Origin of the sequence: Micromonospora sp. NPDC023644, from assembly GCF_040640115.1 — a bacterium.
In the GTDB taxonomy this organism is placed as follows: domain Bacteria; phylum Actinomycetota; class Actinomycetes; order Mycobacteriales; family Micromonosporaceae; genus Micromonospora.
Map to the genome: position 1 here is coordinate 91,101 of NZ_JBFABA010000017.1, position 22,485 is coordinate 113,585.

The 22,485-nt window shown below is 72.7% G+C and carries 21 protein-coding genes and 1 pseudogene; 15 read left to right on the forward strand and 7 right to left on the reverse strand.

The window, feature by feature from the left end; all coding sequences use genetic code 11:
• Window positions 1–56 precede the first annotated feature (56 nt).
• Both AB0G08_RS15840 and AB0G08_RS15845 read left to right on the forward strand, forming a co-directional pair.
• Complete coding sequence (locus AB0G08_RS15840) at window positions 57–4,424, forward strand: HAMP domain-containing protein (protein WP_358087787.1); 4,368 nt, start codon at window positions 57–59, stop codon at window positions 4,422–4,424.
• Complete coding sequence (locus tag AB0G08_RS15845) at window positions 4,421–4,975, forward strand: response regulator (protein WP_358087790.1); 555 nt, start codon at window positions 4,421–4,423, stop codon at window positions 4,973–4,975. Before AB0G08_RS15840 ends, AB0G08_RS15845 begins: the two co-directional genes overlap by 4 nt.
• A gap of 196 nt (window positions 4,976–5,171) precedes the next feature.
• On the opposite strand, the gene AB0G08_RS15850 is transcribed toward AB0G08_RS15845, so the two are convergent.
• Window positions 5,172–5,507 carry an STAS domain-containing protein gene (locus AB0G08_RS15850; RefSeq protein WP_121397135.1) on the reverse strand — a complete coding sequence of 112 codons (336 nt, stop codon included), beginning with the start codon at window positions 5,505–5,507 and terminating at the stop codon, window positions 5,172–5,174.
• A 234-nt stretch (window positions 5,508–5,741) separates the two neighbouring features.
• Between AB0G08_RS15850 and hemL the strand changes: the two genes are divergently transcribed.
• The 6 genes from hemL (at window position 5,742) to ccsB (ending at window position 11,837) form a co-directional block, all read left to right on the forward strand.
• Window positions 5,742–7,079 (forward strand): glutamate-1-semialdehyde 2,1-aminomutase, encoded by a 1,338-nt coding sequence (hemL, locus tag AB0G08_RS15855; protein ID WP_358087793.1) that lies wholly within the window; start codon window positions 5,742–5,744, stop codon window positions 7,077–7,079.
• Window positions 7,080–7,143: 64 nt separating this feature from the next.
• The gene (locus AB0G08_RS15860; protein ID WP_358087796.1) at window positions 7,144–7,791 is read left to right on the forward strand and encodes a histidine phosphatase family protein; all 648 of its coding nucleotides are present in this window, start codon (window positions 7,144–7,146) and stop codon (window positions 7,789–7,791) included.
• Window positions 7,791–8,366 (forward strand): TlpA disulfide reductase family protein, encoded by a 576-nt coding sequence (locus AB0G08_RS15865; RefSeq protein WP_358087799.1) that lies wholly within the window; start codon window positions 7,791–7,793, stop codon window positions 8,364–8,366. The genes AB0G08_RS15860 and AB0G08_RS15865 overlap by 1 nt, the downstream gene beginning before the upstream one ends.
• Window positions 8,366–9,196, forward strand: a complete 831-nt coding sequence (locus tag AB0G08_RS15870) for a cytochrome c biogenesis protein CcdA (RefSeq protein WP_358087802.1) — start codon at window positions 8,366–8,368, stop codon at window positions 9,194–9,196. Before AB0G08_RS15865 ends, AB0G08_RS15870 begins: the two co-directional genes overlap by 1 nt.
• Complete coding sequence (locus tag AB0G08_RS15875) at window positions 9,196–10,860, forward strand: cytochrome c biogenesis protein ResB (protein ID WP_358087805.1); 1,665 nt, start codon at window positions 9,196–9,198, stop codon at window positions 10,858–10,860. Before AB0G08_RS15870 ends, AB0G08_RS15875 begins: the two co-directional genes overlap by 1 nt.
• Window positions 10,860–11,837, forward strand: a complete 978-nt coding sequence (gene ccsB, locus AB0G08_RS15880; protein WP_358087807.1) for a c-type cytochrome biogenesis protein CcsB — start codon at window positions 10,860–10,862, stop codon at window positions 11,835–11,837. Before AB0G08_RS15875 ends, ccsB begins: the two co-directional genes overlap by 1 nt.
• A 40-nt stretch (window positions 11,838–11,877) precedes the next feature.
• Here the strand turns inward: ccsB and AB0G08_RS15885 are convergent, their stop codons facing one another.
• Window positions 11,878–12,354 (reverse strand): MarR family transcriptional regulator, encoded by a 477-nt coding sequence (locus tag AB0G08_RS15885; RefSeq protein WP_358087809.1) that lies wholly within the window; start codon window positions 12,352–12,354, stop codon window positions 11,878–11,880.
• Between the two features lie 35 nt (window positions 12,355–12,389).
• Here AB0G08_RS15885 and AB0G08_RS15890 point away from each other — a divergent pair, with 35 nt between their 5' ends.
• On the forward strand, window positions 12,390–13,016 hold the full coding sequence (locus tag AB0G08_RS15890; RefSeq protein WP_358087812.1) for a carboxymuconolactone decarboxylase family protein: 627 nt from the start codon (window positions 12,390–12,392) through the stop codon (window positions 13,014–13,016).
• A gap of 10 nt (window positions 13,017–13,026) precedes the next feature.
• On the opposite strand, the gene AB0G08_RS15895 is transcribed toward AB0G08_RS15890, so the two are convergent.
• Entirely contained in the window at window positions 13,027–13,842 is an 816-nt protein-coding gene (locus AB0G08_RS15895) for an alpha/beta hydrolase (RefSeq protein WP_358087814.1), read from the reverse strand.
• A gap of 161 nt (window positions 13,843–14,003) precedes the next feature.
• Between AB0G08_RS15895 and AB0G08_RS15900 the strand changes: the two genes are divergently transcribed.
• On the forward strand, window positions 14,004–15,464 hold the full coding sequence (locus tag AB0G08_RS15900; RefSeq protein ID WP_358087816.1) for a menaquinone biosynthesis decarboxylase: 1,461 nt from the start codon (window positions 14,004–14,006) through the stop codon (window positions 15,462–15,464).
• Window positions 15,464–16,375 (forward strand): menaquinone biosynthesis prenyltransferase MqnP, encoded by a 912-nt coding sequence (gene mqnP / locus AB0G08_RS15905; RefSeq protein ID WP_358087819.1) that lies wholly within the window; start codon window positions 15,464–15,466, stop codon window positions 16,373–16,375. The genes AB0G08_RS15900 and mqnP overlap by 1 nt, the downstream gene beginning before the upstream one ends.
• A 74-nt stretch (window positions 16,376–16,449) precedes the next feature.
• Here the strand turns inward: mqnP and AB0G08_RS15910 are convergent, their stop codons facing one another.
• Window positions 16,450–17,454: a terpene synthase gene (locus tag AB0G08_RS15910; protein ID WP_358087821.1), complete on the reverse strand. Its 1,005-nt coding sequence runs from the start codon at window positions 17,452–17,454 to the stop codon at window positions 16,450–16,452.
• Between the two features lie 192 nt (window positions 17,455–17,646).
• On the opposite strand from AB0G08_RS15910, the gene AB0G08_RS15915 reads away from it, so the two are divergent.
• Window positions 17,647–18,276, forward strand: coding sequence for a UbiX family flavin prenyltransferase (locus tag AB0G08_RS15915; protein WP_358087824.1), 630 nt, complete (start codon window positions 17,647–17,649; stop codon window positions 18,274–18,276).
• Window positions 18,277–18,342: 66 nt separating this feature from the next.
• Here the strand turns inward: AB0G08_RS15915 and AB0G08_RS15920 are convergent, their stop codons facing one another.
• Window positions 18,343–18,609 carry a BldC family transcriptional regulator gene (locus AB0G08_RS15920; protein ID WP_089002465.1) on the reverse strand — a complete coding sequence of 89 codons (267 nt, stop codon included), beginning with the start codon at window positions 18,607–18,609 and terminating at the stop codon, window positions 18,343–18,345.
• Window positions 18,610–18,877: 268 nt separating this feature from the next.
• Between AB0G08_RS15920 and AB0G08_RS15925 the strand changes: the two genes are divergently transcribed.
• From AB0G08_RS15925 to AB0G08_RS15935, 3 genes are read left to right on the forward strand one after another with little or no spacing between them, the layout of a single operon-like run.
• Window positions 18,878–19,336: an Lrp/AsnC family transcriptional regulator gene (locus AB0G08_RS15925; protein WP_357871367.1), complete on the forward strand. Its 459-nt coding sequence runs from the start codon at window positions 18,878–18,880 to the stop codon at window positions 19,334–19,336.
• A gap of 59 nt (window positions 19,337–19,395) precedes the next feature.
• Window positions 19,396–20,223 carry an SDR family oxidoreductase gene (locus tag AB0G08_RS15930; RefSeq protein WP_358087827.1) on the forward strand — a complete coding sequence of 276 codons (828 nt, stop codon included), beginning with the start codon at window positions 19,396–19,398 and terminating at the stop codon, window positions 20,221–20,223.
• A gap of 22 nt (window positions 20,224–20,245) precedes the next feature.
• A complete protein-coding gene (locus AB0G08_RS15935) occupies window positions 20,246–21,337 on the forward strand; it encodes a PLP-dependent cysteine synthase family protein (protein ID WP_358087829.1) in 1,092 nt (363 codons plus the stop codon).
• A 133-nt stretch (window positions 21,338–21,470) separates the two neighbouring features.
• On the opposite strand, the gene AB0G08_RS15940 is transcribed toward AB0G08_RS15935, so the two are convergent.
• Both AB0G08_RS15940 and AB0G08_RS15945 read right to left on the reverse strand, forming a co-directional pair.
• Entirely contained in the window at window positions 21,471–22,091 is a 621-nt protein-coding gene (locus AB0G08_RS15940) for a putative glycolipid-binding domain-containing protein (protein ID WP_358087838.1), read from the reverse strand.
• Window positions 22,092–22,200: 109 nt separating this feature from the next.
• Window positions 22,201–22,485 (reverse strand): annotated as a pseudogene (locus AB0G08_RS15945) (RNA helicase); the annotation flags it as partial.

Consider the following 22,485-nt stretch of genomic DNA (forward strand, 5'->3'; position numbering starts at 1 on the left):
ACAATGAGGGGATGGCCGGCGTCGGCAGGAGCCGGTGGCCCCGAGCTGAGCGAGGAATGATGACCACGAGACAGTCGGCGACCGCGGACCCGTCCGCGCCCGACCACGAGGCGCTCCTCGGCGAGCTGACCGAGGCACTGCGGCGGGTCGGCCGGGGCGACCTGAAGGTCCGGCTGCCCCGCCGGGCGGGCCGGGCCGGTGAGGTCGCGGACGCCTTCAACGAGGTCGTGTCGCTCCAGGAGCGGCAGTACCTCGACCTGCGGCGGATCAGCCGGATCGTCGGCCGGGACGGCCGGCTCACCGAGCGCCTGGACGACGAGGGCCTGGACGGCTCCTGGGCGGAGGGGCAGCGGGCGGTCAACTCGCTGATCGACGACCTGGGCCGGCCGACCACCGAGATCGCCCGGGTCATCGTCGCGGTGGCCGACGGCGACCTCTCCCAGCACATGGCCCTGGAGATCGACGGTCGGCCGCTGCGCGGCGAGTACCTGCGGATCGGCCGCACGGTCAACACGATGGTCGACCAGCTCTCGTCCTTCTCGAACGAGGTCACCCGGGTCGCCCGCGAGGTGGGCACCGAGGGCAAGCTGGGCGGCCAGGCCGACGTGCGCGGCGTCGCCGGCACCTGGAAGGACCTCACCGACTCCGTGAACACCATGGCGTCGAACCTGACCGGCCAGGTGCGGTCGATCTCCCAGGTGGCGACGGCGGTGGCCAAGGGCGACCTGTCGCAGAAGATCACGGTCGGCGCGCGCGGCGAGGTCGCCGAGCTGGCCGACACGATGAACTACCTCACCGACACCCTGCGGCTCTTCGCCGAGCAGGTCACCCGGGTGGCCCGCGAGGTGGGCACCGAGGGCAAGCTCGGCGGGCAGGCCGACGTGCCGAACGTGGCCGGCACCTGGAAGGACCTGACCGACAGCGTCAACTCGATGGCGTCCAACCTGACCGCCCAGGTGCGCAACATCGCCCAGGTCTCCACGGCGGTGGCCCGGGGTGACCTGTCGCAGAAGATCACCGTGGCGGCGCAGGGCGAGATCCTGGAACTCAAGGACACCGTCAACACGATGGTGGACCAGCTGTCGTCGTTCGCCGACGAGGTGACCCGGGTGGCCCGCGAGGTGGGCATCGAGGGCAAGCTCGGCGGCCAGGCCCAGGTGCGCGGCGTCTCCGGCACCTGGCGCGACCTGACCGAGAACGTCAACCAGCTCGCCGGCAACCTGACCAGCCAGGTGCGCAACATCTCCCAGGTCTCCACCGCCGTGGCGAAGGGCGACCTGTCGCAGAAGATCACGGTCGACGCCCAGGGCGAGATCCTGGAGCTGAAGAACACCGTCAACACGATGGTGGACCAGCTGTCGTCGTTCGCCGACGAGGTGACCCGCGTCGCGCGCGAGGTGGGCACGGAGGGCAAGCTGGGCGGTCAGGCCCAGGTCAAGGGCGTCTCGGGCACGTGGCGGGACCTGACCGACAACGTGAACTCGATGGCGTCGAACCTGACGTCGCAGGTGCGCAACATCGCCTCGGTCACCACGGCCGTGGCGAAGGGCGACCTGTCGCAGAAGATCACCGTGGATGCCCGGGGCGAGATCCTGGAGTTGAAGTCGACGGTGAACACGATGGTGGACCAGTTGTCGTCGTTCGCCGACGAGGTGACCCGCGTCGCGCGCGAGGTGGGCACGGAGGGCAAGCTCGGCGGCCAGGCCCAGGTGCGGGGCGTCGCCGGCACCTGGCGGGACCTGACCGACAACGTGAACTCGATGGCGTCGAACCTCACCGCGCAGGTCCGCAACATCGCCCAGGTCTCCACCGCCGTGGCGAAGGGCGACCTGTCGCAGAAGATCACCGTGGACGCCCGGGGCGAGATCCTGGAGCTGAAGTCGACGGTGAACACGATGGTGGACCAGTTGTCGTCGTTCGCCGACGAGGTGACCCGGGTGGCCCGCGAGGTGGGCACGGAGGGCAAGCTGGGCGGTCAGGCCCAGGTCAAGGGCGTTTCCGGTACGTGGCGGGACCTGACCGACAACGTGAACTCGATGGCGTCGAACCTGACGTCGCAGGTGCGCAACATCGCCTCGGTCACCACGGCCGTGGCGAAGGGCGACCTCTCCCAGAAGATCACGGTCGACGCCCAGGGCGAGATCCTGGAGCTCAAGTCCACCGTCAACACGATGGTGGACCAGCTGTCGTCGTTCGCCGACGAGGTGACCCGGGTGGCCCGCGAGGTGGGCACGGAGGGCAAGCTCGGCGGCCAGGCCCAGGTCAAGGGCGTCTCGGGCACGTGGCGGGACCTCACCGAGAACGTCAACCAGCTCGCCTCGACCCTCACCACCCAGCTGCGCGCCATCGCGCAGGTCTCCACCTCGGTGACCCGGGGCGACCTGACCCAGCGGATCGCGGTCAAGGCGCAGGGCGAGGTCGCCGAGCTGAAGGACAACATCAACCAGATGATCGTCACCCTCCGGGAGACGACCAAGAAGAACGCCGAGCAGGGCTGGCTCGACTCGAACCTGGCCCGGATCGGCGGCCTGCTCCAGGGACAGCGCGACCTGGGCGAGGTCTGCCGCATGATCATGATGGAGGTGACCCCGCTGGTCGACGCGCAGCTCGGCGCGTTCTTCCTGGCGGACACGTCCGAGGGCGTGATGCGGCTGCGGTTGACCGCCTCGTACGGCTACGTCGCCCGGGGGCACGAGGTCACCTTCGGCCCCGGCGAGGGGCTGGTCGGCCAGGCCGCCCTGTCCCGCCGCACGATCCGGATGGGCGGGGCGCCGGACGGCAAGCTGATGCTCCGCTCCGGGCTCGCCGAGACCCCGCCGGCCGACCTGGTCGTGCTGCCCGTGCTCTTCGAGGGCGAGCTGCTCGGGGTCATCGAGTTCGCCAGCGTGGCGGCCTTCTCCGAGCTGCACCTGTCGTTCCTGGAGCGGCTCGTGCTCACCACCGGCATCGCCGTCAACACCATCCAGGCCAACCGGCGTACGGAGGAACTGCTCGCGCAGTCCCAGCGGCTCGCCCACGAGTTGCAGGAGCAGTCGGCGGAGCTCCAGCGCACCAACGCCGAACTGGAGGACAAGGCGCAGCTGCTCTCGGAGCAGAAGGGCAACATCGAGACGAAGAACCGGGAGATCGAGTTGGCCCGGCTCGGCCTGGAGGAGAAGGCCCAGCAGCTCACGAGGGCGTCGGCGTACAAGTCGGAGTTCCTCGCCAACATGAGCCACGAGCTGCGTACGCCGTTGAACTCGCTGCTGCTGCTGGCCCGGCTGCTGGCCGAGAACTCGGAGCGGAACCTCACGCCGAAGCAGATCGAGTTCGCCCGGACGATCCACGGCGCCGGCTCCGACCTGCTGTCGCTGATCGACGACATCCTGGACCTGTCCAAGATCGAGGCGGGGCGGATGGACGTCGAGCCCACGCCGGTCCGGTTCGACGAGATCCGCGGCTACGTGGAGCAGGCGTTCGCGCCGCAGGCCGAGGAGAAGGGCCTGGACTTCCAGGTGCGGGTCGGCAGGGACCTGCCGGAGGCGCTGGTCACCGACGCCCAGCGACTCCAGCAGATCCTGCGCAACCTGCTCTCCAACGCGGTCAAGTTCACCGACAACGGGGCGGTGACGCTGCGGATCGGGCTGGCGCCCGACAACGCCGTCTTCGACGTGCCGGCCCTGACCAACGCGCGGCAGGTCATCGCGTTCACCGTGGTCGACACCGGCATCGGCATCTCCGACGACAAGCTGTCGCTGATCTTCGAGGCGTTCCAGCAGGCCGACGGCACCACCAGCCGTCGCTACGGCGGTACGGGGCTGGGGCTGTCGATCAGCCGGGACCTGGCCCGGCTGCTCGGCGGCAGCATCGTGGTGGCGTCGGTGCCCGGCCAGGGCTCGACGTTCACCCTCTTCGTGCCGGACGTGCTCGCCCCGGACGCGGTGGTCGCGCCGCTGCCGCCGTCACCGGCGCGGGCCGGACTGCCGTCCTCGCTGCTCATGCCGCCGCCGGAGCTGCCCGAGCCGGCCTCCACGCCGGCCACCCGGCGGCTGGAGGGTGCCACCGTGCTGATCGTCGACGACGACGTCCGGAACGTCTTCGCGCTGACCAGCGCGTTGGAACTGCACGGCCTGACCGTGTTGTACTCGGACAACGGGGCGGACGGCGTTCGCCTGCTGGCCGAGCATCCGGAGGTGGACATCGTCCTGATGGATGCGATGATGCCCGATCAGGACGGGTACGAGACGACCCGACAGATCAGGCGCAACCACCGGTTCGCCGACCTGCCGATCGTCTTCCTGACCGCGAAGGCCATGCCCGGCGACCGTGAGTCGGCGCTGGCGGCCGGAGGAAGTGACTACATCACCAAGCCCGTCGACCTGGACGAGTTGATCGAACTCATGTCGTCCTGGATCAGCGGCAGCCGAACCGAGGAGAGTTCGTGACCCAGATGGCGAAGGCGCTGCTGGTGGACGACCGCCGGGAGAACCTGATGGCACTGGAGGCGATCCTCCAGGGCCTGCCGGTCCAGTCCGTCGCCGTCGAGAGCGGCGAGGCGGCCCTGAAGCAGTTGCTGGTCGACGACTTCGCGGTGATCCTGCTGGACGCCCAGATGCCGGACATGGACGGCTTCGAGACGGCCAGCCACATCAAGCGGCGTGAGCGTACGCGGCACGTGCCGATCATCTTCCTCACCGCCGCCGACCGGGACGCCCAGCTCGCGCTGCGCGGTTACGCGGTCGGCGCGGTCGACTACCTGACCAAGCCGTTCGATCCGTGGGTGCTGCGGGCCAAGGTGTCGGTCTTCGTCGAGCTGTGGGTGAAGACCCGGCAGCTCGCGGCCCAGTCGGATCTGGTGCGGGAGCGGGACGCGCAGCTGCGGGTGCTGACGGACGCGGTCGACGAGGCCACCGCCATGCTGCGCCTGGACGATCCGGACTCCCTCGACCGCGCGGTGCAGCTCCTCGAACAGGCCCGCTGGGGCAACACCCCCTGACCCATCCTGCCCGCCCCGGCGCCCGGCCCCGCCCTCAGCCCTCGTCGATCATGAGGTTAGCGGTGCGAAATGGCCGGATTGTCCCGGCCAACCTCATGATCGACTCGCTGGGAACCGGGAACCGGGGGCCGGGGGCCGAGGGCCGGCGGGCGGGGGCCGGCGCGGCCGGGGGCCGGGGAGGCCGGGGGTGGGTGGGTCAGCCTGTGGTCTGGTCGTTGCGGATCATCAGGGCGCTGCGCAGGCCGGTGATGTCCAGGACGCGGAGCAGGAAGTCGCCGACGTTGGTCAGGATCAGCAGGCTCTGCGCGTGGCTGGCCTTGCGGCTGAGTACGACGAGGGTGCCGAGGCCCTGCGAGTCGCAGAAGGTGACCCCGCCGAGGTCTAGCACGATGCGCGGTGGTGGATCGGCGAGGACCTCGTTGACGACGGTCGACAGCTGGGCGGCCGTGAGCATGTCGATCTCACCGGCCAGGCGAAGCACAGCTTCGTCGCCCGTCCGGTGTAGCGTGATGGACAGTTCGGCGCGATCCACCGGGTCAGCCTAGCGCGATCCGGACCACCCGGCCTGTCGAGCGGTGACGACCGAGCCCGTCGAGCGCGCCGGCCCTGCTCCCGAGACCGGAAACGCCCTCCTCCCCAGCACCCCGGAGGGGTGGGAACGGCGCCACCCGGGAGGGGCGGTGGGAGGCCGGGCCGGGTGAGCCTGGTAACCCCGGTGCGGGGTGCCTGCCGATTCGCCGCCCGGCGCTGACACAATGGCGGCATCGTGACCGATATGTTTCCCGCCGGATCCGGCCGCTACCCGGCCGAAGCACCGGCCTCCGAGGCCCTGTTCGACCGCGCCAAGGCCATCGTGCCCGGCGGGGTGAACTCCCCCGTGCGCGCGTTCCGTGCCGTCGGCGGCACGCCGCGCTTCATGGTCCGGGGGGAGGGGCCCTGGCTCTACGACGCCGACGACCGGCGCTACGTCGACCTGGTCTCCTCCTGGGGCCCGCTGATCCTCGGCCACGCGCACCCGGAGGTCGTGGACGCGATCAGGTCGGCCGCGACCCGGGGCACCAGCTTCGGCACCCCCACTCCGGGCGAGGTCGAGCTGGCCGCCGAGATCGTCGACCGCACCCCGGTCGAGCAGGTCCGGCTGGTCAACTCCGGCACCGAGGCCACCATGTCGGCGATCCGGCTGGCCCGCGGCTTCACCGGCCGCCCCCGGATCGTGAAGTTCTCCGGCTGCTACCACGGGCACTCCGACGGCCTGCTGGCCGCCGCCGGCTCGGGGGTGGCGACCCTCGGCCTGCCCGATTCGCCGGGGGTGACCGGCGCGGCGGCGGGTGACACGATCGTGCTGCCGTACAACGACCTTGCCGCGGTGGAGCAGGCGTTCGCCGCCGAGGGCCAGGACATCGCCGCGATCATCACCGAGGCCGCCGCCGGCAACATGGGCGTGGTCGCCCCGCGCGACGGCTTCAACCAGCAGCTTGCCCGGATCGCGCACGCGCACGGCGCGCTGCTCATCGTCGACGAGGTGATGACCGGGTTCCGGGTCTCCCGCGCCGGGTGGCACGGCCTCGACCCCTCCGAAGCCGACCTGTGGACGTACGGCAAGGTCATGGGGGGTGGGCTGCCGGCCGCGGCGTTCGGCGGGCGCGCGGAGATCATGGAACGACTGGCCCCCGCCGGCCCGGTCTACCAGGCCGGCACCCTCTCCGGTAACCCGCTGGCCTGCGCCGCCGGCCTGGCCACGCTGCGGCTGGCCGACGACGCGCTCTACCGCAGGCTCGACGACACGGCCGCCGTCGTGGGCAGGCTCGCCGCCGACGCGCTCGCCGCCGCCGGGGTCCCGCACCGGCTGTCGTACGCGGGAAACATGTTCTCGATCTTCTTCACCGACGCCGACGTGGTCGACTACGACAGCGCGCGCACCCAGCAGGTGCCGGCGTTCAAGGCGTTCTTCCACGCGATGCTCGCCGGCGGCGTCTACCTGCCGCCGAGCGCCTTCGAGGCGTGGTTCGTGTCTGCGGCGCTGGACGACGCCGCTCTGGAGCAGATCGCCGCCGCGCTGCCGGTGGCGGCCAACGCTGCGGCGGCGGCGGGTCACGGGGGGTAGCGGTGAGCGCGAGGAGTGAGCCGGGTCTGCGAGCCCCGCAGTCGCGAACGAAGGGGGCGTAGCGGTGAGCAAGACGGTGGTCCACGTGCTGCGGCACGGCGAGGTGTACAACCCGGAGGGCATCCTCTACGGCCGGCTGCCGGGCTTCCGGCTCTCCGAGCTCGGCGTGCAGATGGCCAAGGCCGCCGCGCAGGGGCTGGCCGAGCGGGAGGTCGTGCACGTGGTGGCCAGCCCGCTGGAACGTGCCCAGCAGACGGCTGAGCCGATCGCCGCGCAGTTCGGGCTGCCGGTCGGCGTGGACGAGCGGCTCATCGAGAGCGCCAACTGGTTCGAGGGCAAGAAGGTCTCTCCCGGCGACGGCTCGTTCCGTGACCCCCGCAACTGGTGGGTGCTGCGGGACCCGGTCACCCCGTCCTGGGGCGAGGCCTACCGTGCGATCGCGGAGCGGATGTTCGCCGCCGTGCACGCCGCCCGGGTGGCCGCCGAGGGGCGCGAGGCCGTGCTGGTCTCGCACCAGCTGCCGATCTGGACGCTGCGCCGGTACGTCGAGCGCAAGCGGCTCTGGCACGACCCGCGCAAGCGCCAGTGCGGGCTGGCCAGCCTCACCTCCTTCCACTTCGACGGCGCCAAGGTGGTCGGCATCGGCTACTCCGAGCCGGCCGCCCACCTGATCGCGATGTCACCGACAGCCAGGACGGCCAAGGGGGCCTGATGAACGCCCGGAGGTGGACCGCGGGTCTGCTCGCCGCCGTCGCGACGGTGGCGCTGGCCGGCTGCTCGTCGCGGGACGGGGAGAAGGCGTGCGACAACTCCGACGGCATCATCGAGTGCGCCCCCGACCAGCGTTCGGCCGCTCCGAAGCTCGCCGGTGAGCTGCTCACCGGCGGCAGCCACGACGTGGCGAAGGACCGCGGCCAGGTCGTGGTGGTCAACTTCTGGGGCTCGTGGTGCGCGCCGTGCCGGGCCGAGGCGGACGACCTGGAGAACACGTACCAGGCCACGAAGGCATCCGGGGTGACCTTCCTGGGCATCAACATCCAGGACCAGCGGGACAAGGCGCTCGCCTTCGAGGAGAGCTTCAAGGTCACCTACCCGAGTCTCTTCGACCCGCCGAGCCGGCTGGCGCTCGCCCTGGACATCCCGCCGAACACGATCCCGGCCACCGTTGTGCTGGACCGGGACGGCCGGATCGCCGCGGTGATCCGGGCGGCGGTGAAGCAGGAGGGCCTCCAGCCCATCGTCGAGCGGATCGCGGCCGAGCGGCCGGCTCCCAACGGTTCCCGCTGATGGGCGAGACGTTCCGGGAACTGGCCCAGTCGGGTCCGCTGCTGCTCGCCATCGGCGCGGCGGCGCTCGCGGGACTCGTCAGCTTCCTCTCGCCGTGCGTGCTCCCGCTGGTGCCGGGCTACCTGTCGTACGTCACCGGCCTCGCCGGCGCGGACCTCGAGACCCGCCGGCCGAGCGTGAGGAACGACAGCGCCGACGGCGCCGGTGGCGGGGTGGCGGTGCGGGAGCGCACCGAGGCGGCGAGGGCCGCGGTCAAGGGCCGGGTGCTCGCCGGCACGCTGCTGTTCATCGCCGGCTTCACCGTCGTCTTCACCGCCACCGCGATCCTCTTCGCCGGCGTCGGCAGGGTCTTCTTCGAGTACGAGCGGACGCTGGAGATCGTCATCGGCGCGCTGATCGTGGTGCTCGGGCTGAGCTACGCGGGGCTGCTCCCCGGGTTGCAGCGGGAGTTCCGGATCCAGCGGCTGCCCGCCGCCGGGCTGCTCGGCGCGCCGGTCTTCGGCGCGGTCTTCGCGCTCAGCTGGGTGCCCTGCGTCGGCCCGACCCTCGGCGCGGTGATCGGCATGGCCGCCGTCGGCGGGCAGACCGACCGGGCCGTGGTGCTCGCCGTGGCGTACTGCCTCGGGCTGGGGCTGCCGTTCGTCGTCTTCGGGCTGGGCTTCGAGCGCCTGCTCGGGGTGTTCCGCGCCGTCCGGCGCAACAGCCGCTGGGTCACCCGGCTGGGCGGCGCGCTGCTGATCCTGATCGGCCTCGCGCTGGTCACCGGCGGCTGGACGAACTTCGTGATCTGGTTGCAGACCACCGTCGGGGTGGGCGAGGTGAGCATCTGATGACCGCCGTCGACGAGCGGCCGGCACCGCCGGCCGAGGCTCCCCGGCGCCGGCCCAACCGCCTGCTGGCCCTGCTGCGCAACTCGTGGCGGCAGCTCACCAGCATGCGTACGGCCCTGGTGCTGCTCTTCCTGCTCGCGGTGGCCGCCATCCCCGGCTCGGTGCTGCCGCAGCGCGGGGTCAACCCGGAGGACGTGCGGGACTACTTCACCGCGCACCCCGAGCTGGCCCCGGTGCTGGACCGGATCGGCGCCTTCGAGGCGTTCGGCTCGGTCTGGTTCTCCGCGATCTACCTGCTGCTCTTCACCTCGCTGATCGGCTGCATCACGCCCCGGCTGCGCGACCACGCGCGGGCGCTGCGGTCGAAGCCCCCGGCCGCGCCGAAGCGGCTGGACCGGCTGCCGCAGCACGCCGTGCTGCCCGCCCCGGAGGGTGGCGCGGCGGCGGTCGCGGCGGCGCTGCGCCGGCGGCGCTGGCGGGTGGTGGTGCGCGGCGACGAGGTCTCCGCCGAGAAGGGCTACCTAAAGGAGACCGGCAACCTGCTCTTCCACAGCTCGTTGGTGGTCGTCCTGGTCGGCGTCGCGCTCGGCTCCTGGTACGGCTGGAGCGGCAACAAGCTGCTGGTGGCCGGCGAGGACAACGCGTTCTGCAACACCCGCCAGCAGTACGCCGAGAGCAAGCTCGGCCCCCGCGTCGACAGCGCCGACCTGCCGGGCTTCTGCATCCGGCTCGACGACTTCGAGGCCCGGTTCCTGGAGTCCGGCCAGCCGGAGTTCTTCGACGCCAGGGTGACCGTCGACGAGGCCGACGGCGAGCGGCGGCAGGCCAACTTCTCGGTCAACGCCCCGCTGCGCCTCGACGGCGCGAACGTCTACCTGCTCGGCCACGGCTACGCCCCGGTGATCCGCTACACCGACCGGTTCGGCAAGAGTCAGACCAGCAACTTTCCGTTCCTGACCACCGGCGACGTCGGGCTGACCAGCGAGGGCCTGGCGGCCTTCCCGGACATCAACGTCGACCCCGCGACGGGTGAGCGGGACCCGAACCTCCAGATGGCCTTCTCCGGCCTCTACCTGCCGACCGCGCCGGCCGCCGCGCCGTTCGCCCGCTCCGAGTACCCCACCGAGCGGAACCCCGCGCTGAACCTCGTCGCGTACCGGGGCAACCTCGGCATGGACGCCGGCATCCCCGGCTCGGTCTACGAGCTGGACCAGCGGCAGGTGCGCGCCGGCAAGGTCAAGGAGGTCGGCACGAAGCTGCTCCGCAAGGGCGAGACCTGGAAGCTGGACGACGGCACCACCGTCGAGTTCCTGGGCACCGAGCCGTACATCACCCTGTCGGTCCGCTACGACCCCGGCTCGACGCTGCTGCTGGTCAGCGCCGCCGTCCTGCTGGTCGGGCTGATGGGCTCGCTGTTCGGGCGGCGTCGCCGGGTCTTCTTCCGGGTGCTGCCGGCCGGTGCCGCCGACCCCACGAGTGGATCTCCGACGAGCGGTAGTAGTTTGGTCGAGGCCGGTGGCCTGCCGCGCACCGACCATCCCGGGTTCGCCGACGAGTTCGCGCAGCTCGTGGCCGCGATCGGCGGCGACGGGCGGTCGGACGAGGAGGCCGGCGTCGACCGCGAGGGCGGCGACCGGGCCGGAGCGCGAGAAGGAGCCGAGTGATGTCCGCACTCTCCGACCAGCTGGTGTCGTTCGCGATCCTGGTGTACCTGGTCGCGATGATCAGCCACGCCGTCGAGTACGCGCTCGGCAACGCCCGCGCCCGGGTGCCCGCAGCGGCGGCCCGGGAGCTGGTCGGCGCAGGCGTCGGCGCGGCGGGGGGCGGCACCCCGGTCGTACCCGTCGAGACCGGGCCGTCGGCGGCGGAGCGTACGGCCGGGCGTGCTCGGCTGGCGGGCCTGGTCGCCGTCGCGGCCACCGCGCTCGGGGCGCTGCTGCACCTCGGGGCGCTGGTCACGCGCGGTCTCGCCGCCGACCGGATGCCCTGGGGCAACATGTACGAGTTCGTGCTCACGGGCTCCTGGATCGGTGCCGCCGCCTGGCTGGTGGTGCTCTGGAAGCGGCCGCAGCTGCGCCGCCTCGGGCTGTTCCTGTCGCTGGTGATGGTGCTGCTGGTGGCGACCGCCGAGCTGGTGCTCTACACCCCGATCGTGCCGCTGGTGCCGGCGCTCAACTCGTACTGGTTCGTCATCCACGTCTCGACCATCGTCTTCGCCTCCGGCATCTTCCTGCTGGGCGCGGTGCCGGCGGTGGCGTTCCTGATGCGCGCCGGCTACGAGCAGGGCCGGCGGAGCTTCCCGTACACGCTGGCGAAGCGGCTGCCGGCGGCGGCGGCGCTGGAGCGGCTGACCTTCGTGCTGCACGCCTTCGCGTTCCCGGTCTTCACCTTCGCGGTGATCGCCGGGGCGATCTGGGCCGAGGCGGCCTGGGGGCGGCCGTGGGGCTGGGACCCGAAGGAGACCTGGTCGTTCATCTCCTGGGTGATCTACGCGGGCTACCTGCACGCCAGGGCCACCCCGAGCGTGAAGCGGAACGTGGCGACCTGGCTCGCCGTCGTCGGCTTCCTCACCATGCTGATGAACCTGTTCGGCGTGAACATCTTCTTCGAGGGCCTGCACTCCTACGGCGGCCTCGACTGATTCCCCGCCGCCGCGCCTGACGGAACGGGACGGGGCCGCGTCAGCCGCCGAACCAGCCGGGCACGTCGAGGCGGAACGGGTTGGCCGGGGTGACCGCCCGCAGGTCGTCCTCCAGGGCGGCGACCCGGTCGGGGCCGAGGGTGTCGCTCCACCGCTGCCGGAGCTGGTCGAAGACGGCCGCCGAGCGGCGCAGGCCGTCCACGCCGCGCGGGGTCGTCCGGACCAGCTTGCGCCGGGCGTCGCGCGGGTCGTCGGCGCGCTCCAGGTAGCCGAGGGCGACCAGCCGGTCCACCGTCTTGCCGGCCGCCTGCTTGGAGACGCCGAGTCGCTGGCCCAGCTCGGTGGCGGTGGTGCCCTCGCCGCCGACGGCCTGGAGGACGAAGCCGTGCAGCGGCCGCAGCTCCGGGTGCCCCTGCCGGGCCAGCTCCGCGTGCAGGTCGTCGATGAGCGTACGGAAGCCGGCCAGCAGCAGCAGGGGCAGCAGGAAGCCGGGCCGGTCGGGTTCAGCCGTTGCCACGTTCGACAACCTGGTTTACGATTTCGACAACCACGTTGACGATCCTACGTCACGTGCGGCGCGTCGCCGATCGGGCCGCGCCGACCGACGCCGAGAGCAGGTTTCCCGTGCCCCCGTTCACCGCGCACACCGTCGACACCGCCCCCGCCGCCGCGCGGCCGACCATCGAGGGGGTACGCCGCAGGCTCGGGCACCTGCCCGCCGCGGTCGGCCTGATGGCCGGGTCCCCGGAACTGCTCACCGGATTCCTCACCGTCAACGGCATCTTCGAGAAGTGCGCCCTCGACCCGGTCGAGCGGGAGGTCGTCGTCATGACGGTCGCCACCCGCAACGAGTGCCACCTCTGCGTCGCCATGCACACCGCCACCCTGACCCGGCACGGCGCCATGCCCGACCTGATCGACGCGCTGCGCGCCGGCACGCCCCTGCCCGACGACCGGCTGGAGGCGCTGCGGCGCTTCACCCTCGCCGTGCTCGACCACCGGGGCGCGGTGCCCGAGGACGGGACCGCCGCCTTCCTGGCGGCCGGCTACCAGCCCCGGCACGCCCTGGACGTCGTGCTCGGCGTCGGCACGTACACCATCTCCACCTTCGCCAACCGGCTCACCGGCGCCCCGCTCGACCCGCCCGTGGCCGCGTACGCCTGGGAGCCGGCCGGCTGACGGCCGGCGGTCAGCGTTCCGCGGCGACCCGGTCGAGCCACTCGCCCACGAGTGCGTCGAACAGGCCGGGCTGCTCGATCTGGAGGTTGTGGCCGGCGACGTCGAGCACCGCGAACGTGGCCCGCGGGTAGTGCGGCAGCAGCGCGAACTGGTCGAGGTAGCCGGTGGCGTGGTCCTGCCGCCCGGTGAGGATCAGCGTCGGCCGGTCGAACGGCGCGCCGCCCTCGGGATCCTCGCCGAGGGTCCACCGCTGCCGGATCCGCGCCATCGCCGCAGTGTCCGCGAGATCGAGGCCGGTCAGGATCTCGTCGCGGAACCGGCGCAGGGTCTCCGGGGTCTGCACGACGGAGATGTCGGCGAACGCGGCGGCGGTCCGGGCATCGGTCGAGGCGAGCAGGTCGGGGTCGGGACGCAGCACCTGCCGCTGCGGCACCGTGCGCTCCGCGTTCTCCACGGCGGTGCCGACGGGACAGACCAGCGCCAGGCCCAGCACCTGCCCGGGGCGGGACCGGGCCAGAGCGCGGGCGAGGTAGCCGCCGTAGGACTCGCCGACGAGCAGGAACGGCTCGTCGGCGAGCAGGTCGTCGACGAGGTCCTGGACGGTGTCGAGCACGTCGTCGGAGCTGGCGATCTCCGGCGGACACGGCGACCCACCCATACCGGGCAGGTCCGGGTAGAGCCGCCGGTAGCCGGCGCGGCCGGCGAACACCGGTTCGAGGCAGCCGAGCATCAGCCGATGGTCGGGCGTCCAGCCGTGCAGCGCCAGCACCGGGGTCCCGGCACCCCGCTCGACGACGTTCAACGCTGCGGACGTGCGACGCGGCATCCGACTTCCCTTCACGCTCCTGCCACCGACCTGACATGCTGCCGCACGGCACCGACGAACCCGGTTCGTGGGGCGGTGGAGTGGGGGAACGCACACGGGGCGGTCGACATCACCGGACCCGGCTGGGGCGGCCGAGGAGCCGGTGCGGGAGACTGGCAGGCATGGCGGCTCGTGGCTTCCCGTACACCGATCTCAAGGACTTCCTCGCGGCGCTGGAGCGCGCGGGCGAACTGCGGCGGGTGAGCGCCCCGGTCGACCCCACTCTGGAGATCAGCGAGATCGTCACCCGGACGGTCCGCGCGGGCGGCCCGGCGCTGCTCTTCGAGCGGCCGACCCGGGGCGAGATGCCGGTGGCGATCAACCTCTTCGGCACCGAGAAGCGGATGGCCATGGCGCTCGGCGTCGAGTCGCTGGACGAGGTAGGCGAGCGGATCGGCAACATGCTCAAGCCGGAGCTGCCGATGGGCCTCTCCGGGATGATGGACGGCCTCGGCAAGGTCATGCAGCTCAAGTCGATGCCGCCGAAGAAGGTCAGGACCGCCCCCTGCCAGCAGGTGGTCTACCGCGGCGACGACGTCGACCTGGACCGGCTGCCGGGCCTGCAGGTCTGGCCGGGCGACGGCGGGATCTTCCACAACTTCGGGCTGACCCACACGAAGCACCCGGAGACCGGCAAGCGAAACCTGGGGCTCTACCGCTTGCAGCAGCACTCGCGGAACAGCATCGGCATGCACTGGCAGATCCACAAGAACTCCACGGCGCACCACGCCGTCGCCGAGCGGCTCGGGCAGCGGCTGCCGGTGGCGATCGCCATCGGCACCGACCCCGCGGTCGCCTACGCGGCCAGCGCGCCGCTCCCCGCCGACATCGACGAGTACCTGTTCGCCGGGTACCTGCGCGGCGAGCGCGTCGAGATGGTGGACTGCCTGACGGTCCCGTTGCAGGTGCCGGCGCACGCGCAGATCGTCCTGGAGGGCTACATCGAGCCGGGTGAGCGGCTCCCGGAGGGCCCGTTCGGCGACCACACCGGCTTCTACACGCCGGTGGAGCCCTTCCCGGTGATGCACATCGAGTGCATGACCATGCAGCGCGACCCGGTCTACCACTCGATCGTCACGTCGCAGCCGCCGCAGGAGGACCACGGCCTCGGCAAGGCCACCGAGCGGATCTTCGCGCCGCTGCTGCGCTTCCTGATCCCGGACATCGTCGACTACGACCTGCCCGCCGCCGGGGTCTTCCACAACTGCGCGATCGTGTCGATCCGCAAGCGCTACCCGAAGCACGCGCAGAAGGTGATGAACGCGATCTGGGGCGCGCACATGATGTCGCTGACCAAGCTGATCGTGATCGTCGACGAGGACTGCGACGTGCACGACTACAACGAGGTCGCCTTCCGCGCCTTCGGCAACGTCGACTACGCCCGCGACCTGCTGCTCACCGAGGGGCCGGTCGACCACCTGGACCACGCCTCCTACCAGCAGTTCTGGGGCGGCAAGGCGGGCGTCGACGCGACCCGCAAGCTGCCCGAGGAGGGCTACACCCGGGGCTGGCCGGAGGAGATGAGGATGGCGCCCGAGGTCGTCTCGCTGGTCGACAAGCGCTGGAAGGAGTACGGCATCTGATGGCCACCGCCGTCGAACCGGTGGAGCGACCGGGCCGGGTCAAGTCCTTCCTCAAGCTGGTGGCGATCGAGCACTCCGTGTTCGCGTTGCCGTTCGCGTACCTGTCGGCGCTCACCGCCATGCAGGTCGCCGGGGGGCGGGTCCGGTGGCTGGACCTGCTGCTGATCACCGTGGCGATGGTCGGCGCGCGGACGTTCGCGATGGCCGCCAACCGGATCCTGGACCGCCGGATCGACGCGCGGAACCCGCGTACCGCCTCCCGGGAACTGGTCACCGGGGCGGTCAGCGTGCGGACGGCCTGGACCGGCGCGGCCGTCGCGCTCGTGGTCTTCCTCGCCGCCGCCGCCCTGCTCAACCCGCTCTGCCTGGTGCTCGCGCCGCTCGCCGTGGTGCCGCTGGTCGTCTACCCGTACGGCAAGCGGTTCACCAACTGGCCGCACGCCATCCTGGCCGTCGCCCAGGCCGTCGGGCCGGTCGGCGCCTGGCTGGGCGTCACCGGCACCCTGGACGGCTCCTGGCCGGCCTGGCTGCTCGGCGTGGCCGTCGGCCTCTGGATCGGCGGGTTCGACCTGATCTACGCCTGCCAGGACGCCGAGGTGGACCGACGCATCGGCGTGCACAGCGTGCCGGCCCGCTACGGGCTGCGGTTCGCGCTGCACGCCTCGACCGTGGCGCACGTGGCGACGTTCGCGCTGTTCGTCTGGTTCGGGGCGCTGATCGGCTTCGGTTGGCTCTGGTGGATCGGGTTGGCGCTGACGGCGCTCGCCTTCGGCTACCAGCACCTGGTGGTCAGCCCGACCGACCTGAGCAAGGTCAACCGGGCCTTCTTCACGGCCAACGGCTTCGTCGGCATCGCGCTGTTCGTCTTCGCCCTGCTCGACCTGGTGATCCGCCTCGGCCTGCGCGCCTGACCGGGGCCGTCGTCGCCTGCGTCCGGGCCCGGCCGTGCCGACAGGTCCAGCCCTCACGACGCCGTGCCCGGTGCTCAGGAAGGGGCCCTTCCGCCACCGGCGGCGTTGACGAGACGGCCCTCCCCGCCGCCGTAGCGGGTGCTCTCCAAGGTCCAGTCGACGGTGGCCCGGACGGCGTTCGCCACCCCGTCGAGGTGGTCGGCGACCGCCCGGTCCAGCGCCGGGCCGAACGACGGCACCGCCGCGCGCAGCTCGACGAAGCGCCGCATCGACGCCCGCCAGCGCTCGACCGTCAGGACGATCGCGGTCTCCACCGGTACCCGCTGCTCGGCCGCCGTCGCGAGGACCAGGTTGTGCCCGCCGGAGGTGGCCGCGTCGCGCTCCAGCGAGGCGAGGTCGTTGTACCAGGAGAGCAGGTCGTTGCCGGTGTCGGCGATCTCACGCAGCAGCGGGTGGTGGTGGACCGGGTCGGGCAGCGGGCGGCCGGTGACGAACTCCACCAGCGGATACGACACGTAGGCGGCGGAGGTGGCGCGCCGCAGCGCGACGTAGTCAGCGACGCCGGGGCGGCGGCCGGCCGCCTTGTTCGCCGCCTCCCGCCACGTGCCGTCGAGGTGGTCGGCGACGGCCCGGGCGAAGCGCGTCCGCCAGCGGGCCGGCATCCGCCGGCGCGGCTCCCGCCACCCGTGCACCAGCAGCCGCCGCAGCGGCCCGGTCAGGCCGGCGTGCCGGAGTCGGGGCCCGGTGTGCAGCAGGGTCAGCGCGCCGGCGCGCAACGCCCGGATCTGGTCGGGGCCGAGCCGGCCCGGCCCGTCGCACGCGTCGTCGACCAGGAAGAACCAGGTGAACAGGGCGGTCAACACCCGCAGGTCGGCCTCGGCGGCACCGGGGTAGAGCCGGCCGGCGTACCGGGCGACGCCGGCATGCGCCAGCCGTTGCGACGACGCGTCGTCGGCCGCCAGGCCGAGGCCGGGCAGCAGGTCGCCGACGAGCCACTCCTGCACCCGGTCGGCGTACGGCGAGAGCCGGGGCGGGATGGGGCACTCGGACCGTAGCGACCGCAGGACCTCGCCGGTCATCACCGATTCCTCCCGGGTGCGAATCGCTTTCGTGCGAATCGCCACCGGCAGCATGGCAGGCCGCCGGGCTGGGCGCGCTCCCGGCCCGACATCGCGCCCTTCGGGGGACAACCGGCGCCTGAGGCGGACATCACGGACGCTCCGGGCGGGGTGCCCGACGCCGGGAGGGGGCGACCAGGCAGGCTGGAGGGCATGCGCGAACCATGGGTGGTCGGAGTCTCCGGGGCGTCCGGCACGCCGTACGCGGCGGCCGTCGTGCGGGCGCTGCTCGACGCCGGGGAGGCGGTGGACCTGATCGTCTCCCGGGCCGCCCGGCTGACCGTCCTGGACGAGACCGGCCGCCCGTTCCGGGACGGTCACTGGGCCGAGGACCTCGCCGCCTGGCTGGGCCGCGACCTCGCGGGAGCCGACGTGCGGCACTGGCCGGCCGGCGACCTGGCCGCCGGCCCGAGCAGCGGCTCCTACCGGGTACGCGGGATGGTGGTGGTCCCGGCGAGCACGGCGGCCTGCGCCGGCATCGCGATCGGGCTCTCCAAGGACCTGTTGCAGCGGGCCGCCGAGGTCAACCTCAAGGAGCGCCGGCCGGTGGTGGTGGTGCCCCGGGAGACACCGGTGACCCGCAGCCACCTGGAGCACCTGATCGCGCTGCACGACGCCGGGGCGGTGGTGCTGCCGGCCAGTCCCGGCTTCTACGGCGCGGGGGCGGCGGCCTCCGCCCCGCAGCTCGTCGACTTCGTGGCCGGCAAGGTGCTGGACGCCCTCGGCGTACCGCACACGCTGTTCCGTCGTTGGTCGGGTGAGCTGGGCGTGGCGCGGGAGTGACCCGGGCCCGGCTCACCGGGACGCGGACCGGAGCCTGCGTCCGGCCCGCGCGATGATCCGCACCATTCAGTACATGCCGGCGTTGGCCGGGCCCGGCCCGGTCGAGGCGGCCGGCCCCGCGTTGCGCGGTTTGCCGACGTCTTCCGCCTCGTCCAACATGCCCTCCCCCTCAAGCAGGGCCCGCACCTCGGATTCCCGAAACCGGCGATGCCCGCCTGGAGTCCGGATGCTGCCTATCCGGCCCGCCGCTGCCCATCGCGTCACAGTCTTCGGGTCAACCCGAAACAGCGCGGCAACTTCACCCGGTGTCAGCAGGCGATCTCCAGTGTCCACAGCCCCCTCCTCGCGTCGACGAAGCCCCCGGCTGAACACACTGCCCCCGGCCGGTGCGAGCCCAGAGCCGTCATGAGGGACGTATGGCAATTACAGCACCAGCGACCTGGCCTGTCCGCCAAACGCGAAAAACGCACTGAGTGGGAAGTTAGGAAATATTACCTGCGCACGGCTCCCTTGACTGCGAGTTTTAGGACGACTACACCCTGTCATGTTCAACGCGCGCCGGATGCCCGACGTTACGCCCGGACCGCTAGGGTCACAGTCCGTGGACGCCATCGACCTGAGCCTCGTGGAGCTGCTGCGCAGCAACGCCCGCCTGTCCTACGCCGAGCTGGCCCGGCAGGTGGGCCTCTCCGCGCCGGCCGTGCACGAGCGGGTCGGCAAGCTGGAGTCCAGCGGCGTGATCCGGGCCTACCGGGCGGAGGTGGAGCCCGAGGCGATCGGCTACGCCGTCACCGCGCTGATCGGGATCGTCGAGGACTCCGGCGGCGACACCGACGACGTGCTGGAGGCGTTCCGGCAGATGCCCGAGATCGAGTCCTGCTACTTCATGGCCGGCGTCGAGTCGTTCCTGCTCAAGGCCCGGGTCGGCACCATCGCCGAGCTGGAGCGGCTCATCGTGCGGCTGAACCGCACCCCGGGCGTCGCCTCCACCCGGACCGGCATCGCCCTCTCCACCAAGTGGGAGAACCGGCCACAGGCCCCGGTGCCTCCCGCCGCCTGACCCGCCACCCCGGCCGAGCGGCCCTGGCGCGGGTCGCCGGGCGGCGATAGCGTGCGCCGATGACGAAGCCAGCCCCGGGAACGGCCGTGGTCACCGGCGCGGCCGGCGGCCTCGGCCGCGCCATCGCCGCCGCGCTGCACGCCGACGGCTGGCCGGTGCTTCTCACCGACCACGACGCCGAGGCGGTGGCCCGTGCCGCCGCGCCGCTGGGCGGCTGGTCCCGCCCGCTGGACGTACGCGACTCCGACGCCTGCTCCGCCGTCGCCGCCGAGGCCGCCGGCCGGGGCGGGCTCGGCCTCTGGGTGAACAACGCCGGGATCCTCGTCACCGGCCCCTCGTGGGAGCACGACGCGGCGACCCGCCGCCGGGTGGTCGAGGTCAACGCCCTCGGCGCGATGAACGGCACCCTCGCCGCGCTGGCCGTCATGCGGGCCCAGGGGCACGGGCACGTGGTCAACGTCGTCTCCCTGGCGGGCCTGGTGGCCGCGCCCGGCGAGACCGTCTACGCGGCCAGCAAGCACGCCCTGGTCGCCTTCAGCATCGGCACCCTCGCCGACCTGCGGCTGGCCGGGCACCGGCGCGTACACGTGTCGTGCCTGTGCCCGGACGGGATCTGGACGCCGATGCTGCACGACAGGCTCGACGACCCGGGCGCCGCGGCCTCCTTCACCGGGACGCTGCTGACCCCCGAGCGGGTGGCCCGGCGGGCCGCGCGGCTGGCCCGGCGGCCCCGCCCGGTGGTCAGCGTCCCCCGCTGGCGCGGCGCTCAGGTCCGGCTGCTCGACGCGCTGCCCGGCGCCGCCGTGCGGCTCGCTCCGCTGATCCTCGCGGCCGGCCGGGCCGGTCAGCGCCGCCAGCGCCGCCGGGTGGGGGCCGACCCGCGGTGAGCCGGCTTGCTAGGTTGCGGACGTGACTCATCTCGACCGGTGCGACGAGGCCAGCCGGCGCTGGGTGACGGAGGCGATCGCCGCCGTCGAGGCGGACGCCAACCGCTCCGCCGACACCCACCTGCTGCCGTTCCCGCTGCCCCGGCCGTGGGGGATCGACCTCTACCTCAAGGACGAGTCGGTGCACCCGACCGGCTCGCTGAAGCACCGCCTGGCCCGTTCGCTCTTCCTCTACGGGCTGTGCAACGGCTGGATCGGCCCGGAGACCACGATCGTGGAGGCGTCCTCCGGCTCGACGGCGGTCTCCGAGGCCTACTTCGCCCGGATGCTGGGGCTGCCGTTCGTCGCGGTGATGCCCGCCTCCACCTCGCCGGAGAAGATCGCCCAGATCGAGTTCCAGGGCGGCCGCTGCCACCTCGTCGACGACCCGGCCAAGGTGGTCGTCGAGGCCCGCTGGCTGGCGGAGGACTCCGGCGGGCACTTCATGGACCAGTTCACCTACGCCGAGCGGGCCACCGACTGGCGGGGCAACAACAACATCGCCGAGTCGATCTACGCGCAGCTCGCCCTGGAGCGGCACCCGGTGCCGGCGTGGGTCGTGGTGGGCGCCGGCACGGGCGGCACCAGCGCCACCATCGGCCGGTACGCCCGCTATCAGCGGCTGCCCACGAAGTTGTGCGTGGTCGACCCGGAGAACTCCGCGTTCTATCCCGCCTGGCAGGCGGCCGACTGGTCGGTGCGCACCGGGCGGGGCTCCCGCATCGAGGGGATCGGCCGGCCGAGCGTGGAGGCGTCGTTCGTGCCCTCGGTGGTGGACCGGATGGTCCAGGTGCCCGACGCCGCCTCGCTGGCCGCCATGCGCGCCGGCTCGGCCGTGCTCGGCCGCCGGGTGGGCGGCTCGACCGGCACCAACCTGTGGGGCGCCTTCGGGCTGATCGCGGAGATGCTCGCCGAGGGCCGCACCGGCTCGGTGGTCACCCTGATCTGCGACGCTGGCGACCGCTACGCCGACACCTACTACGCCGACGACTGGGTGGCCGCCCAGGGTCTGGACCCGACGCCGCACCTGGCGACGGTCGAGCGCTTCCTCACCACCGGCGCCTGGCCGGCCTGATCCGGCCGGTCGACCTCGCCCTGAGGCTGATCGTCCCTCGGCCTGAGCCGGCCGGTCGGCCCGAGCCGGCTGGTCTTCCCGGCCTGGGCCGACCGGTCAGCCTGAGCCGGCCGGGGGAGCGCCCGGGGACCGGTCAGCGCGGGGCGACGCGCTCGGCCAGCCCGGGGTAGCGCAGCACGTAGCCGTCGCCGTCGAGGTCGATGTCGGCGGTGAAGGTGTCGCTGGTGAAGCGGACCCGGCCGGGGCCGAGCGGGGTGTAGACCTGCTCGGCGGGCACCACCAGCAGACCGGGCACCAGCACCCAGGCGACGTCGATCCGGTGCGGGGTGTCGGCCGCGGCGCCGGTCAGCCCGAGCCGGTGCACCGGCAGCGTGTTGAACAGCGCCGCGCCGCCGAGGTCGACGTCGAGCGCCCCGGCCAGCCGGCCCGGGTCGTCGGTGCCGGGCAGCCCGACCGGCGGGTGGCCGGCCGCCCGCAGCGCCGCGTCCAGGTCACCCTGCTCGGCGGTGGTCACCCGCCACCCGTCGGTCACCCGCTCCAGGCGTACGCTCCGCAGCCATCCGGTGCCCTCCGCCTCCACCTCGAGGCGGGTGCTGGCCCACTGCGGGTCGGTGGCGAGCTGGTAGCGGCAGGTGTAGGGAATCGGGTCGACGGCGGTCAGCGTGCCCCGCGCAGTCAGCCCACGACCGTCGTCGAACAGCGCGTGCTCCGTGCCGGCGGTGTCCGTCCGGGTCCAGAAGAGCGACTTCGGCATGGTCGGCATGAGCCGGACGTTACGCGACCCGGCCGACACCGGCAGCGGATGCGGAAACGCCGCCGCGGAGCATGGGCCCCGCGACGGCGTTCGAAGATGACGCTGACGATCAGTGGGTACGCGCCGGCGGACGCCCGCCGAAGCCCCGCCGCTCGTCGCGCCCCCGACCCTCGGGCCGGAAAGCACCCCGGTCGCCGAAACTCCGCTCGCCGTAGCCACGGCCCTCGGTCGGGCGGTCGCCGTAGCGGCGCTCGCCCTGGGGACGGTCGCCGTAGCCGCGGCTGTCGGTCGGGCGGTCGCCGTAGCCACGGCCCTCGGTCGGGCGGTCGCCGTAGCGGCGCTCGCCCTGGGGACGGTCGCCGTAGCCGCGGCTGTCGGTCGGGCGGTCGCCGTA

Excerpts from the sequence above, each read along its gene's own strand:
- AB0G08_RS15910 (WP_358087821.1), bottom strand. The coding sequence starts at position 17,454 with ATGACCGGCGAGGTCCTGCGGTCGCTACGGTCCGAGTGCCCCATCCCG.
- AB0G08_RS15895 (WP_358087814.1), bottom strand. The coding sequence starts at position 13,842 with ATGCCGCGTCGCACGTCCGCAGCGTTGAACGTCGTCGAGCGGGGTGCC.
- AB0G08_RS15940 (WP_358087838.1), bottom strand. The coding sequence starts at position 22,091 with ATGCCGAAGTCGCTCTTCTGGACCCGGACGGACACCGCCGGCACGGAG.
- AB0G08_RS15900 (WP_358087816.1), top strand. The coding sequence starts at position 14,004 with ATGGCGGCTCGTGGCTTCCCGTACACCGATCTCAAGGACTTCCTCGCG.
- AB0G08_RS15930 (WP_358087827.1), top strand. The coding sequence starts at position 19,396 with ATGACGAAGCCAGCCCCGGGAACGGCCGTGGTCACCGGCGCGGCCGGC.
- AB0G08_RS15915 (WP_358087824.1), top strand. The coding sequence starts at position 17,647 with ATGCGCGAACCATGGGTGGTCGGAGTCTCCGGGGCGTCCGGCACGCCG.
- AB0G08_RS15840 (WP_358087787.1), top strand. The coding sequence starts at position 57 with ATGATGACCACGAGACAGTCGGCGACCGCGGACCCGTCCGCGCCCGAC.
- ccsB (WP_358087807.1), top strand. The coding sequence starts at position 10,860 with ATGTCCGCACTCTCCGACCAGCTGGTGTCGTTCGCGATCCTGGTGTAC.
- AB0G08_RS15870 (WP_358087802.1), top strand. The coding sequence starts at position 8,366 with ATGGGCGAGACGTTCCGGGAACTGGCCCAGTCGGGTCCGCTGCTGCTC.
- AB0G08_RS15875 (WP_358087805.1), top strand. The coding sequence starts at position 9,196 with ATGACCGCCGTCGACGAGCGGCCGGCACCGCCGGCCGAGGCTCCCCGG.
- mqnP (WP_358087819.1), top strand. The coding sequence starts at position 15,464 with ATGGCCACCGCCGTCGAACCGGTGGAGCGACCGGGCCGGGTCAAGTCC.
- AB0G08_RS15865 (WP_358087799.1), top strand. The coding sequence starts at position 7,791 with ATGAACGCCCGGAGGTGGACCGCGGGTCTGCTCGCCGCCGTCGCGACG.